Here is a 12,280-nt window from a genome sequence, read left to right on the forward strand (position 1 = left end):
TTGAGTTTAGACCTGTCAGGTCTAGTTTAGCATAAAGCATTACATTTTTATGATCACAAAGGAAGAAGCACTAGCGGTGCTCAATGAAAATATATTGTCGTTTTGGCAAGAGAAGATGGTGGACGAGACCCGTGGCGGGTTTTATGGTCGTATCGATGGACAGGGGCAGTTGCATGCAGATGCAGACAAAGCCATCATCCTAAATACACGGATTCTATGGACTTTCTCTGCTGCCTACCGGCAGACGAATGATGCTACACACCTGACGATAGCTGACCGAGCGTATGATTATCTGACCAGCTACTTTTTTGATACCGAACAAGGAGGAGTGTATTGGTCTCTAGATTGTGAGGGGCAGGTGACCGAAGACAAGAAGCAGGTGTATGCACAGGCTTTTGCGATTTATGCTTTGTCTGAGTACCATCAGGTGAGTCCGCAGCGCGATGCGTTGAAGTTGGCCCAGGGCTTGTTCGAGCTACTGGAACAACATAGTTATGATGCCTCTCGCAATGGATACTACGAGGCATTTGATAGGGAATGGGGCGTGATCGATGATGTGCGTCTCAGTGAAAAGGACATGAATGCAACCAAAACTATGAATACGCACCTTCACATACTGGAGGCATATACCAACCTGTATCGTGTATGGAAGGATGACCAATTGGGGCAGCGTTTGAAAAACCTCATAGAGCTGATGAGCAGTACTTTTATTAGTGCGAGTGATCACTTCAACCTGTTCTTTGATGATGACTGGACACTGCTATCGGACGAGATATCTTATGGACATGATATCGAGGGGAGTTGGTTGCTGGCGGAGGCTGCCGAGGTACTGGGAGACGATGTACTGACAGAGCAAACCAATCTGCTGGCACTGAAAATGGCGGACGCTGCGATGGAGGGGTTGGATAGCGATGGAGGACTGATGAACGAAGCATCGCCGCATGGACTCACCGATACGGACAAGCACTGGTGGCCTCAAGCTGAGGCGTTGGTAGGACTCGTCAATGCTTGGCAGGTTAGTGGTAAGGACAGTTATTTGGAACAAGCCAATCAGATATGGACATTCACCAAAGCCAATATCATCGATCCGTCAGGCGAATGGTTCTGGAGAGTCAAACGACAAGGAGAGCGTGTAGAATCCGAAGACAAAGCGGGTCCCTGGAAGTGCCCCTATCATAACGGTAGAGCAATGCTGGAGCTGATAAATAGGTTGGAGAAGTAGAAGAGGATGGTGGTTACTTCGATATTCAAGATTCATTGCTCGAAATTCGTTATTGTTTTTTGTGAAAAGGAAATGTGTTTATGTTCTTGAGACATTGTTCCAATGATTGGAAAAATGAATATCGAATGCTCAATGTCGAACCTGTCTGCCGAATCAGGCAGGTATTGATTTTTATCCCCAGCAATACAGACTGATCCTAAACGACGAAGGAGCTATCAGGGAGCCCACTTGTGGTAAGAACTGTTAGTATGGGACGGGAAACAAAAAGGAGTAAGTAGATCGTCTACTTACTCCTTTTTGTTTTGTGCTTAAATGCTTTCTGCGATCAGTTTTTGTCTTCTCGATCCTTTAGCTTTTTATCTTCCACATTCTCATTTAGGAACTCGTTGAGCTTGTCGATGTTCATGCTGGATTTGATCTCACCAAAACTATTGATGTTCATCTCCAGTCCTTCGAGTGCTGGGTTTACTTTGGGCTTGGAAGATTTTTTGTTTTTCATGTGGCTGCAGTCATCGTATCAAAACTCTCTACTGCCTTTTTTATACGATGTGAGACTTCTTTTGTTCTTAAGACTTCCATGATCTTCATGAGGTCTGGACCACCAGCCTCTCCAGTCACTGCTACACGCAGGATCTGCATGACCATCCCCGCTCCTGCTTCATTGTCGGCGAGTACTGCGTGGAAAGCTTCCTGTATTCCCTCGGCAGTGAGTGTCTCTTCGGTATCGAGTTTATCCGCTAGCTGTGGGAGTACGGCTTGTGCGGTTTCCTTCCACTTTTTCTTCACCGTCTTGGCGTCATAGTCTGTAGGCTGACCAAAGAAATAAGCTCCTTTGGTAGACAGCTCAGGGATGAAATCAATGCGCTCTTGTAGCAACGTTGCAATGGCTGTAGCCTTGTCAGCGTCGCAAGTAATACCCGCGGCTGTGGTTTGCGCTAGTAGCAGTTGCCCCAGTGCACTAGGTGACATACGACGGATGTATTGTTGGTTGTACCAGATGGCTTTTTGGATGTCAAACTTAGCCCCTGCTTTGGTGATTCGTTCTAGCGAAAATTCTTTGACCAGCTCTGTGAGCGAGTAGATTTCGTTTTCCCCTCCTGGGTTCCACCCTAGGAATGCCAGAAAGTTGACAAAGGCAGGAGACAAGTAGCCCTCTTCTTTGAACCCTTTCAGCTCACCATCTTCTCCTTGACCTTGCCATGCTAGTGGGAATATCGGGAAGCCATGTTTTTCAGCATCTCTCTTACTCAATTTGCCATTGCCGTCAGGCTTGAGGAGTAGTGGCAAGTGAGCAAACTCAGGTATCTCATCACCCCATCCGAGGTACTGATAGAGCAGGACGTGTAGTGGTGCAGACGGTAGCCATTCTTCCCCACGGATCACATGGGTGATCTCCATGAGGTGGTCATCCACGACGTTGGCGAGGTGGTAGGTCGGCATGCCGTCAGATTTCATGAGGACTTTGTCGTCCATGGTAGAGGTGTGGACGTTGACCCAGCCTCTGACGATATCTTTGAGCCTTACTTCTTCTTTAGCGGGGACTTTGATGCGAATCACGTAGGGTTCGCCAGCGTCTAGTTTTGCCTGTACCTCATCGGCTGATAGCGTCAGAGAGTTCTTCATAGTGTTTCGGCTGATGGAGTTGTAGTTGAGCGAATTCGCTTTGGCTGCTTTGAGCGTCTCGCGCATTTCGTCCAGTTCTTCGGGCGTGTCAAAAGCATAGTATGCCTTGTCCTCTGCCAACAGTTGGTCTACATAGCCTTTGTAGAGGTCTTTGCGATCGGACTGTTTGTAGGGGCCAAAGTCACCTCCTTGATCGGGTCCTTCGTCAGGTATGATGCCACACCACGCCAGAGAATCTTTGATGTATTGTTCTGCTCCCTCGACGAATCGAGACTGGTCCGTGTCTTCTATTCTGAGGAGGAACTTTCCGTTGTTTTTCTTCGCAAATAGGTAGTTGTATAGGGCAGTTCTGATACCACCAATGTGTAAAACGCCCGTAGGGCTAGGAGCGAATCTTACGCGTACTTCTTGACTCATCTTTGTTTAATTCTATTAAAAAATACCGGATCAAATCCGGTAGGGGCAAAAGTCGATATTTATACTTGATTTTTTGCCGTAGCGTTCAATAATATCTATAGCCCTGTGGCTACAGGATAGCTATACAAGAGATCTCTACATTGACATTCTTGGGCAGTGCACTGACCTCTATCGTTTCTCTAGCGGGCGGGTTTTTGAGGAAGTACTCTCCATAGATCGCATTGATTTTAGCGAAATCTCCCATGTCCTTGACGAATATACTACACTTCACGATGTTGGAAAAGTCCGCTCGGGCAGCTTTCAAAATTGCCTGAATATTCTTCATCACCTGACGGGTTTCGTCTTCTATGTGGCCTTGTACCACTTCGCCCGTTGCAGGGTCTATAGGGATCTGTCCAGATACATAGAGGGTGTTTTCTGCGAAAGTCGCTTGGCTATAAGGCCCGATTGGCTCTGGCGCGTTGGGGGTGTAGATTACTTTGTGCATGACACAAATTTAAAGCAAACTGAAATGCATTTGGGTATGTTGGATGGGATAGTGTGAGATTTGGAGGCATAATATAGAATGGTTTTGTAGGAACTATGTGTCTCACGGGAGTGTTGGGCATAATTTAAGTCAAGCCATTAACATGAAAATTAGTAGATGAGGGAATTGGGCTCACAGTGCTCAAACTAAACCTTGTCAATAGAGTGAAAAGCCCCTTAAAAAGGTGTTTTTTTGTATATAAGTGATGAGTTAAAGGTTGCTCAGAAAGAACAGAATGAGCTTTACGAGTGTTTTCCCAATTGCTACTAATGTTTAGTATTTTAGAATTTAGAAAATCACATGTTGTATAGAGATATTAAGAAGTGTTTTAAGATTTACTTCATCATAGGATTTGTTTTTTTGGTACTGTCTGTTTTTAGTAGAGTGGTAGTTGCTGAATCTTATAATGTTTCACATCAAGAAATTAACACTATAAGATCTTTCGGGGAATATAAATTCTCCTTTCTGATAGTATTTACAGGGGCTTTTTTACTTGCAGCTTTGTCAAGTATGCTGGATGTTTTACTAGTAAAAAAAATGATGAAAAACAGATCTCTTGGCACTATCCTACTTACAGGTATTTTAGTACAGTCGGCCATGATTGTTTTAGTGATCCATTTTATGACAGGTTTTTATCAAAAGCTTATGTATGCGATCTCTGGAAGTCCTGCTAATCAGTTGAAGTTTACAGATGTATTGTTTGTCCTTATTCATTTAATCTTGGCTATTGTGTTGTCCAAATTCGTGATTGAAATGGAAAGAAAAATAGGTTCAGGTAATCTTTGGAAAGTGCTTATTGGTAAATTTTTCAAACCACATGTGGAAGAGCGGATATTCATGTTTATTGATATGAAGGACTCTACCACTTTTGCAGAAAAAATCGGACATTTAGAATTTAGTAAACTTCTTCAAAACTGTTTTATGGAGTTTGCAGTTGTGCACCAATTTCATGCAGAGATTTATCAATATGTGGGAGACGAAGTGGTCATTAGTTGGTCTCCAGAAAAGGGGTTCAAAAACAATAATTTTCTCAAGGCATTTTTTGCCTTCTCGAAAATCATGCAGGCTAAATCTGATTATTATGAAAAACAATTTGGCATTCGTCCCTACTTCAAAGCCGGAGCTAACATTGGTCCTGTGGTGATCACCGAAGTAGGAGACATAAAACGCGAGATTGTCTACCATGGAGATACTTTAAACACTGCGTCTAGAATCCAAGATATGTGCAATAGGTTAGGCGCTCAATTGCTTATTTCTGAAAAGCTTCATGATCAAATGACGAATCAGGATAATTATGAAATTAACAATGTAGGCTCCATTTGTTTAAAAGGTAAAGAGCATGAAGTTGATCTTTATGAAATAAAACTATCATGATAAAGGTGATGCGTATGACCGTGTGCTTATGGCTTAGCTCTATGACTATTCAGTGTAATAGTCAAAATCTAGACTATGATCTCAATAATCCAAATCACCGTGTTCGGCTTTCGGGTGAGCTTGATGAAATATCTGGAATGACGACACTGTCCGATTCAATAATTGCAGCTGTACAAGATGAAAAAGGTCGAATCTATTACCTAGATGCACGTACAGGAGCCGTCATGTATCAAATAGACTTTGGTAAAGATGGTGATTTTGAAGGGATTACATATGGTCAAAAAATGTTATATATGCTCAGGAGTGATGGGGCGATTTTTCGATTCGACGAAAAGGAAAATATTCAGGAATATCAATTCAAACACAGTAAACATTTTGATTTTGAAGGGTTATGTTTTGATGGCCAAAATCGCAGGATATTGGTAGCCTGCAAAGAGCATGGAGACAAAGATGAACGAGATCATTTTTTTATTTATTCTTTCTCACTTGAATCAAATAGATATGAAAAAAAACCTGCCTATAAGATCAAACGAAATCAAGTGCATAAAAAATTTAAACCATCCGGTATTGCAATACATCCCAATGGGAATATTTATATAGTAAGTTCATTTTCAAAGACCTTACTTGTATTAGATGTGGAGGGCGTTATTCTCCACATTGTTCAACTAAATGAACAGCTATTTTCTCAACCTGAAGGTGTCGCTTTCGATACATTTGGCAACCTTTTTATATCTAATGAAAAACAAGATCGTGCATCTGATATTCTAAGATTTAACTTTTTGCATTGAAACCTATGGGGGCATAGGTGTTAAAATTAAGCCGTCACTTATATCGATAGGGGGCATTTTTTTGTTTAAGGTTTATCTAATCTTTTTTATCATGAGTAGTGAAATTATAGAGAATAGCAAGGGATATGTGCAGAGCATTTATGAAAAGTGCGAAGAAAAATCCTTATATTATCATAATTGGGAGCACACCTTGGAAGTTTATAAGGCAGCTTTAGAAATAGCGAATCATACGGACGGAGTTACCAATGAGGATAAGGAATTGTTGTCAATAGCAGTACTGTTTCATGATATAGCCTATACAATGGGGAGCCAAGATCATGAAAGAGAAAGTGCGGAAATTGCTGCTAAATTTTTGACAGATCAAGCTTACGATGAGGATAAGATCACGATCATCCAGCAATTGATTATGGCGACTAAATTAGGGCATACTCCCTCGACTGTCTTGGAGGGAGTCATTCAGGATGCTGATCTATCTCACCTGGGTAACCCTGACTATTTGACTACCTCATATGGGAAGCTCTATGATGAAATAAAAGCTAAGATCCAAGCTGATATCACTCAGCATCAATGGATGGGTATGTGTAGTGTGTTTTTACGCAAGCATCAGTATAACACGGCCTATGCCAAGGCTAACTATAGACCTGTGAAGAAAGAAAATATTATCAAAATAGATCAAGCGAAGAAAGAGTTAGAGTCCATGAAAGCGCCGATAGAAAATGAATTGGACAAGGGAAAAAGGAGTAACAAGAAAGGTGGGAAAAAGTCTAAGAATGATCTTCCTGAAAAGGGAATCGAGACTATGTTTAGGACGGCATTGAGAAATCATATGAGTCTTAGTCAAATCGCAGATAATAAAGCAAATACTTTAATCAGTGTCAATGGTATTATTATCTCTATAGCACTGTCTATTCTGTTTCCTAAACTAGACAATAATGCTTATTTAATCTACCCTGGCTTGAGCCTCTCTATTTTTAGTATTACGACGATTATATTGTCCATTTTGTCTACGATACCCAAAACGACTAATGGGAGCCTATCCAAAAAGGAGGTGGATGAGAAAAAAGGGAATCTTATATTCTTTGGCAACTTCCACAAAATGTCTCTTGAAGATTATGAGTGGAGTATAGGAGAACTCATGAAGGATAAAGATTATTTGTATAAAAGCTTAACAAGGGATTTATATTTTCTAGGAAAAGTACTGAATCGGAAATATCAACTATTAAGATGGAGCTATTATGTTTTTGTATCAGGGCTTATTATCACAATGCTATTATTTGCAGTTCATACACGTTCCATTCTTGAATAAGTTTATACTGTCATAAATCAATCGATTTTTGAGTCACTACAAGCGCTAGCAAATGATGCTAATCAAAAGGAAATTAAGTAGCATATACATTGTCGTCATTACATTACTACTACTGGGATGTTCGGGAGCAAAGGTCTTTTATGGGTCAAAAAATCATGACTGGGACAATACCTCACCAGCGGAGAATAATGACCTTATGTACAGCCTCTATCTAATCGGTGATGCAGGGGAAGATAGCATTCGGTCTAGTTCTGTTCTAAACAATGTGTCCAAGCACCTTAAGAATGCTGATAGCAATAAGTCAGGTATTGTCTTTCTAGGGGATAATCTTTATCCAGAAGGTCTGCACAAAAAAAGTAGTGAACATAGACTGAAAGATGAAGCACGATTAAACCCTCAACTAAACATAGTCAAAGACTTTGATGGAGAGATTGTTTTTATCCCAGGTAATCACGATTGGAAGGGTGGTAAAAGGAAAGGGATAAAATATGTCAAGAGGCAAGAAAAGTATATTAGCAAGTACCTAAACAAGGAAAATGTATTCCTTCCTGAAAATGGATGCCCAGGTCCGACAGAGGTACAGCTGTCTCCAGGCTTGATGCTCATTGTGATCGATACGCAGTGGTGGTTGCATCAGTTCGAAAAATCCATTGGAGAAAAGAATGACTGTGATGTTAGAAGTACCGAGGAGCTCAAGGAAGCATTGTACGATATGTTGAAAAAATATCGTAATCAAAACATTATTGTAGCGGGGCATCACCCACTATATAGCAATGGGAAACACGGAGGGAATTTTAAAATGAAGGACCACATCTTTCCGCTGACTGCCTTGAACAAAAAGGCGTACCTCCCATTACCAGTTCTCGGGAGTATATATCCATTTTATAGAAAATTCATTGGGATCAATCAAGATATAGTCAACCCTGTATATACCGAAATGAAAAATGAATTGGAAGGAGAGATGAACGAATTTTATAATATCATCTATGCATCAGGTCATGAACACAACCTCCAATACGTCCAAGAAGAGAATATACATCATATAATCAGTGGTAGTGGCAGCAAGGTAACACCTATGAAGTTTAACAATGCGATTGATTTTGGTGCAGAAAACAAAGGTTACTCCAAAATATCCTATTATAAAAATGGAGAAATATGGCTGGAATTCATAGCAGTTGATGAGGCAACCAACCAAGAGAATGTCATTTTTAGAAAGCTTTTGTATGTCAAAAAAGCCGTTGAAGCGAATAAGACAGGGAGGCTCAATAAAATATCCTATGAAGGAATGTATAAAACGGTATCTCCTGATAGTCTGAAAAAAGCAGAAGGTGTTAAAACCATTTTGCTAGGCAAACTCAATAGAGATCTATGGGGCACCTCGATCAAAGTACCTTATTTGGATATTCATTATGAAAAAGGAGGTCTGACGCCTATCAAAAAAGGAGGAGGGATGCAGACCCTTTCACTACGGATGCAAGGTGGAGATGGCAAACAGTACACTTTGAGAGGAGTCAAAAAAAGCCCCGAATTCATCATCACACATAAACTAAGAAATACCATAGCGCAAGAGTTAGTATACGACGGGTTTGCAGGATCACACCCTTATGCTGGAGTTGTCATTCCTTATCTCTCAGAAGAGGTCGATGTATATTACTCTAATGCAAAGCTCGTTTATGTGCCTCAGGATTCAATATTGGGGGATTATATGGAGGAGTTTGGAGGGATGTTTTGTTTGCTAGAGCAAAGACCTGATGATGATGTATCCGATCAAGCGAACTATGGTTATAGTGACAAAGTCATGAGTTTTACCAAAATGCTCGAAAAGACACATAGCAAACCGACTCACAAAGTGGATAAAAATTTTGCGGTAAGATCACGAGCTTTTGATATGCTCATTGGAGATTTTGATAGACATGATGATCAATGGCGATGGGCGAGATTCAAAGAGGATGACTATACGCTTTATCGTCCGATCCCTAGAGACCGAGATCAAGCTTTTTTTAGAGCGGATGGGATCAGTATGAATGTTGCCAAATGGAGGTGGCTCCTCTGGTATACACAGGATTTTTATGGTGGTGCGGAAGATGTGCTAGGTCTCAATACACAGGCTCGACATTTTGATCGGAGCTTCTTGACCGAGGCAACACTGGAAGATTGGGTGACCCAAGCCAAGTATATCCAATCTAATCTGTCGGATCAGGAGATCGAAGAGGCCGTTCGTCAATTTCCTCCTGAGATGTTTGCTATCAGAGGCCAAGAGATAATTGGGAGTCTACAAATACGCCGAGATGAGTTGGTTGATTATGTCACGGAATACTACGAGGCATTAGCCAGAGAAGTAGATGTAGTTGGTAGTTATAAGGATGATTTTATCTCGATCAAGAGAAAAAAAAATGGAGACGTAGAGGTTAATGCTTATCCACGAAAAGACGGAAAGAAAGTCAAGGATGAAATCTACTATCATCGTGTATTTAAAAAAGATGAGACCAAAGAAATCAGAATATTTGGACTAGAGGGGCATGATGAATATCAGATCTCAGGAGATGTCAAGAGTAGCATTTTGGTTCGAATCATAGCTGGAGAGGACAAGGACAAAATAGAAGATAAATCGAGTGTAAATGGTCTCAAAAAGATGACTCGAGTATATGATCAAAAAGGAAAAAGAGATGTAGAGCCAAGTAAAGAGACCAAGCTGAAAGTCATGAGCTCAGAAGACATGTATGATTATGACAGATTAGAGTATGAGTACGACAAACTAAAGCCAGCCATATCATTTGGCTTCAATCCCAACGATGGCTTCTTCATTGGACCAGGGTTTGATCAGACGATTCATGGTTTCAAAAAAGAGCCTTATAAATTCCATCACAAATTTTTGACCAACTATATGTTCGGTATCAATGGCTTCAATGCATACTATGATTTTGAACTTATTGATGCCATAGGCAATGTAGATTTTGGTGGTTCTCTGACTATTAATCATCCTTTGGCTTATTTCTACTATGGAGACGTCAGTGACCCGAATATCAATGACGCATCAGCTTTCAATGTTCTAATGGATAATTATGAATTTGAGCCGACACTGACCTTTTCATCAGATAATCGAGCCAATAGGCTAGTTTTTGGGCCGCAGTATCGCTATGTAAACTTCGAGTCAACTGCTGTCCCTAATGTAGGGGGCGAAGAACTCCAATCACAACATTTTTTGGGTGGGCAATTAGGCTATCAGTTTTTAAATAAGGATAACGATCTGCACCCACACAGTGGTATGGAATTTAAAATCGGTGGAGAGTATGTCAACAGTTTAGGAAATGACAAAGTGGATTATTTCAAAGTCAATAGTTCTTTGAGCTTGTTTATTCCGATCAATTTTATCAAGAAGCAAACGACAGTTGCTTTTCGGTCAGGTATTTCTACTAATATCGGTGATTATGCTTTCTTTCAGTCCAATTTCCTCAGTGGTTATGAAAACTTTAGAGGAGTCAGAAGAAATCGGTATGCAGGAGAATCCATAGGGTTTAGCAATTTGGAACTAAGAATGAATCTGCTAGAAGTTCAGAACTATATATTACCTTTTGAACTGGGAACCCTTGGGCATTTTGATTTTGCAAGAATTTGGACAAACGCTACCGAAGACTGGCATAGCTCATATGGAGGAGGAGTATTTGTCAATGCGATAGACTCTTTTATGCTATTCGGCACATATTCTATCTCTAATCATGACGGACTATTGGTGATTGGTAGCCAATTTTTGTTTTAAGAGGGGTTTAGTTACTATCTCTTTTTTGTGCTAAGCAGGGGATATGCGATGTTAGCGTTGCTATGCTGGCAGTCAATGTTTTTGAAAAATGAATAAATTGCTGTCAGATGATTTTGACAAGGCGGACACTTTCTAATATCACATGAGTTGCAATATAAACACGCATGAAAAAACACATACTAATACCTGTTTTACTTTGCCTTTTTTTTTCGTCTTGTATTGAAAGGCTTGGGACTTTCAAGGGCAAAGCCGGCGTATTGGTAGTCTCTGGCAATATCAATAATCAACCCGGTCCTTATACTGTTAATTTATCTCCGACTAAAGTATTCGGAGAGGGATTTAATTATCAGCTTGTAGAAGGAGCTATTGTTCGGATTTTATCAGACGATGGAGAAGAAATATCTTTGACAGACAGGTATAGAGGCAAGTATACTACTCCTGAGGATTTTGTAGGAGAAGTGGGGAAATCATACCAACTGATGATTACGCTAAGGTCAGGCGAAAGCTACGAATCAGACTGGACAGAAATGAAGCCAGCCATCCCCATCGATACAGTCTATTACACATTGGAAGAGCGGCCTATATTGACTGATGCTGATGTAGTAGTTGATCAGAGCACTTTGGTCTTTTGGTTGGAGTATAATAACGTTAAGGATCAAAGAGATTACTTTAGGTGGAGTTATGTCGAGGATTTTAAAGTGATGTCTCCTTTAGCGATAGTAGTAGGGCCAGAGACTTTAGAAGATTTTCCTGGGTATGGTATTGGAGATGCACCGTATAAATTTTGTTATGCACGGACTTTTGGTTTTGAGTTTCTGAAAGTAGCGGATGATTTGTTAACTGACGGGCAGAGCCAAAAGATAGAATTGACCTATTTTCCTTTTAATAGGAAGTTGGATCTAGAATACTCGATTGAGATCTATCAGCATACGGTCAGTGAAAAGGAATATAACTATTGGGATGCTTTACAGACGCAGTACAATAACGTGGGTAGCATATTTGAAACGAGTAACTACCAAATCCAAGGCAATCTAAAAAGTATAGATGACCCTGACGAATTGGTGCTAGGTTACTTTGGAGTCTCTGCAGCTTCTACCAAACGAGTGTTTTTAGTAAAAGGGGAGATTCCGTATGAACATTATTACGCCTGTGGAGGAGAAATACCACCTAGTTGGTGTTTTGATTGCAGATCATATTCTACTAACGCCACGATAGAGAAACCCTCCTTTTGGCCGTAGAACAGTTTTTAATGCTTTGTTCTTGTGCT

The 12,280-nt window shown here is 40.6% G+C and carries 9 protein-coding genes; 6 read left to right on the forward strand and 3 right to left on the reverse strand.

The features are described from left to right. The first annotated feature begins 49 nt into the window (after nucleotides 1-49). Complete coding sequence (locus BGP76_RS18345) at nucleotides 50-1,222, forward strand: AGE family epimerase/isomerase (protein WP_119845768.1); 1,173 nt, start codon at nucleotides 50-52, stop codon at nucleotides 1,220-1,222. A gap of 325 nt (nucleotides 1,223-1,547) precedes the next feature. Here BGP76_RS18345 and BGP76_RS20400 read toward each other — a convergent pair whose 3' ends face one another. From BGP76_RS20400 to BGP76_RS18355, 3 genes are all read right to left on the reverse strand, one after another. Beyond that, on the reverse strand, nucleotides 1,548-1,721 hold the full coding sequence (locus BGP76_RS20400) for a hypothetical protein (RefSeq protein ID WP_170863800.1): 174 nt from the start codon (nucleotides 1,719-1,721) through the stop codon (nucleotides 1,548-1,550). Beyond that, complete coding sequence (gene gltX, locus BGP76_RS18350) at nucleotides 1,718-3,262, reverse strand: glutamate--tRNA ligase (protein WP_119845769.1); 1,545 nt, start codon at nucleotides 3,260-3,262, stop codon at nucleotides 1,718-1,720. Before gltX ends, BGP76_RS20400 begins: the two co-directional genes overlap by 4 nt. A gap of 109 nt (nucleotides 3,263-3,371) precedes the next feature. Beyond that, nucleotides 3,372-3,749: a RidA family protein gene (locus tag BGP76_RS18355; RefSeq protein WP_119845770.1), complete on the reverse strand. Its 378-nt coding sequence runs from the start codon at nucleotides 3,747-3,749 to the stop codon at nucleotides 3,372-3,374. 339 nt (nucleotides 3,750-4,088) lie between these two features. On the opposite strand from BGP76_RS18355, the gene BGP76_RS18360 reads away from it, so the two are divergent. The 5 genes from BGP76_RS18360 to BGP76_RS18380 all read left to right on the forward strand — a co-directional run bounded on the left by BGP76_RS18360 (nucleotide 4,089) and on the right by BGP76_RS18380 (nucleotide 12,251). Further along, nucleotides 4,089-5,162 carry an adenylate/guanylate cyclase domain-containing protein gene (locus tag BGP76_RS18360; RefSeq protein WP_119845771.1) on the forward strand — a complete coding sequence of 358 codons (1,074 nt, stop codon included), beginning with the start codon at nucleotides 4,089-4,091 and terminating at the stop codon, nucleotides 5,160-5,162. Further along, on the forward strand, nucleotides 5,159-5,950 hold the full coding sequence (locus tag BGP76_RS18365) for an SdiA-regulated domain-containing protein (RefSeq protein WP_119845772.1): 792 nt from the start codon (nucleotides 5,159-5,161) through the stop codon (nucleotides 5,948-5,950). Before BGP76_RS18360 ends, BGP76_RS18365 begins: the two co-directional genes overlap by 4 nt. 91 nt (nucleotides 5,951-6,041) lie before the next feature. Further along, nucleotides 6,042-7,256 carry a Pycsar system effector family protein gene (locus tag BGP76_RS18370; RefSeq protein ID WP_119845773.1) on the forward strand — a complete coding sequence of 405 codons (1,215 nt, stop codon included), beginning with the start codon at nucleotides 6,042-6,044 and terminating at the stop codon, nucleotides 7,254-7,256. Between the two features lie 52 nt (nucleotides 7,257-7,308). Further along, entirely contained in the window at nucleotides 7,309-11,013 is a 3,705-nt protein-coding gene (locus BGP76_RS18375) for a metallophosphoesterase (protein ID WP_119845774.1), read from the forward strand. Nucleotides 11,014-11,177: 164 nt separating this feature from the next. Beyond that, complete coding sequence (locus BGP76_RS18380; protein ID WP_119845775.1) at nucleotides 11,178-12,251, forward strand: DUF4249 domain-containing protein; 1,074 nt, start codon at nucleotides 11,178-11,180, stop codon at nucleotides 12,249-12,251. Nucleotides 12,252-12,280 lie beyond the last annotated feature (29 nt).

The organism is Reichenbachiella sp. MSK19-1 (genome assembly GCF_003590315.1).
Lineage (GTDB): Bacteria > Bacteroidota > Bacteroidia > Cytophagales > Cyclobacteriaceae > Reichenbachiella > Reichenbachiella agariperforans.